The organism is Endozoicomonas sp. ONNA2 (assembly GCF_024606365.1).
Classification (GTDB): Bacteria; Pseudomonadota; Gammaproteobacteria; order Pseudomonadales; family Endozoicomonadaceae; genus Endozoicomonas.
On the sequence record NZ_JAHHPO010001092.1, the window covers coordinates 1 to 1,996 of the forward strand.

Here is a 1,996-nt window from a genome sequence, read left to right on the forward strand (position 1 = left end):
CCTGCGTCGCCCTGGCTCCCACATCCATGTGGTCGTGCGCGAGATTCGGGGCAGCTTATGAAACATCCGGGCTATGCGAGGAAACAGAATGAATCCAAATAACCTGAACGGCCTGACACTTCAGCGACTCAGTTCATTGATCATGCAGTCACCTGATGGCTTTTCGGCAGAAAATGGCGCAATTCAGTACCTTGGTCGTCAAATACATTTGCACGACGGCACTACCACACTGTCAGAACAGACCGCCAATACCCCTGAAAGTAAGCAGCTATTTGAACGGCTGATGAGCCTTCAACCCGAAATTGCCACACAAATTGTCCGTTCAAAAGCTCAAGCTATAAAGATAACCGCCAGTAACCTCTGGGATAAATATCAATTCTGGGCAATCGAAATGTCACCAACCAAAGAGGTACAATGCGCCGTTTTTCTCGAGTCCATGAGATTAGGTTCCAGGACTATGGCAACAAAGTTATCCGAAACAAACTCTTTAACCTGTGCTGAAAAACTCCAGATTATGTTGGCTGGTGACGCAAAGTATGCACAGACACTTTCAGCCAAATATTGGTTGAATGCGTGTATTCCTTTATCCATGCGATTCGAGAAGGCAAAGAACCTGTTTCAAGGCTTTTCTGATACACCTTTTCTGCCGGTTAATGCAATTAATGAGAATATGACAGCATTAAACCATGACCAACTGCTTAAGGACAGGCTTCTGCAGATCAGGCAAATCATGGCATCAGAAAACAACGAACTGTCCAGAGAGCTGTTGAGTGAAGTGGACAATATTGAAAAAAAATTTTCCCCGAGAGTTGAACAGAGTGGCAATTTATCAAAACGTGATAATAAAGATTTCCAAATCCATGCAAAAAGATTGCTGTACCTTTATGCTGCCTGTTCCGGTTTTTTACAGGAGGCTGATATTACTGAATTAACGTCGTACATTAGAACTGTTCTGTTCAGTGCCGACTCAGATAACATCTGGCATATTGCCAAAGAGCTGGCTTATTTGTCGAAACGATCGGGATCCATTGATTATTGCCGTTATATTCATGCCGTGGCAGATATATTGACAGCACCTGTACCTTTTGCCGCGCAATTTGAAGAGCACAAACAGCTCAGTGATAGCAACGGGTTTGCTTTCCTTGAAAGCAAAAAAACGCTGAACCCTTATCTAACGGCACTCAGGAAAAACATTGTTAACATGACCCCGGTCTATTCGCAGGTATTACTCGGTGCAGTGGACGACCTGAGAGACGAATTTGCCAATATATCACCACCTGAAAACAAGCTTGCTATCAAAGCAAAAGTGCATCGACTTTTGCTGGTCATTGGCGCTTGCAAATCATCCGGACAAATAATGGATACTTCGGTGTTGACTGGTTTTGTCAGTGCCATCATGGGACATGGTAATCAAAAAAATGTTCCCTATCTTATCATCGGGCTGGCCCGCCTGGTCCATAGTTCCACAAAAATACAGCAAATACTGGGTGATCCCGGAATCAGGGGGGGAGCAGCTGTACGACTGGCCCCGCTGCAATTGCTGGCATTTGTGCCGGATATAATCTCAGAAGATGACGTTGTGGAACTCAATAAATATCTGCAAGCTTCCGTCGCTAAAAGACGACGGATGAAAGATCGCAAGATTTTCCATCAGTGGCTGGTCACTCTCGAGCAGGCATTGGCCAGCGAAGTTATCAATAAAACAATGGTAATGCCGATGCTGAAAAAGCTCACCCAAAATCTGACTTATGAAAAACTGGGTTTGCTTTATATGATATTCAAAATGGGAAATAGTTTTAATGAATTTATGAACAGCATGGGCTTTAGCTTTAATAAAGAAGGATGGCCATTATTGATCGCTGAAAAAGGGGGCGGAGCTTTTGTGGAAAACAGTAAGGAGGTCTCACAATGGCTATTTGAACAACGACATTACCACCTGCTGCCCCAGGGCGATAGAATCGGCCTTACGATCGTTCCAATCAAGGCTAATTTAAAC

1 protein-coding gene is annotated in these 1,996 nt (G+C 44.1%); it reads left to right on the plus strand.

Annotated features, from left to right (window positions below):
- Positions 1–88 precede the first annotated feature (88 nt).
- The coding region (locus KDK14_RS19545) for a hypothetical protein (protein ID WP_257266888.1) at positions 89–1,996 on the plus strand (1,908 nt) is incomplete at its 3' end.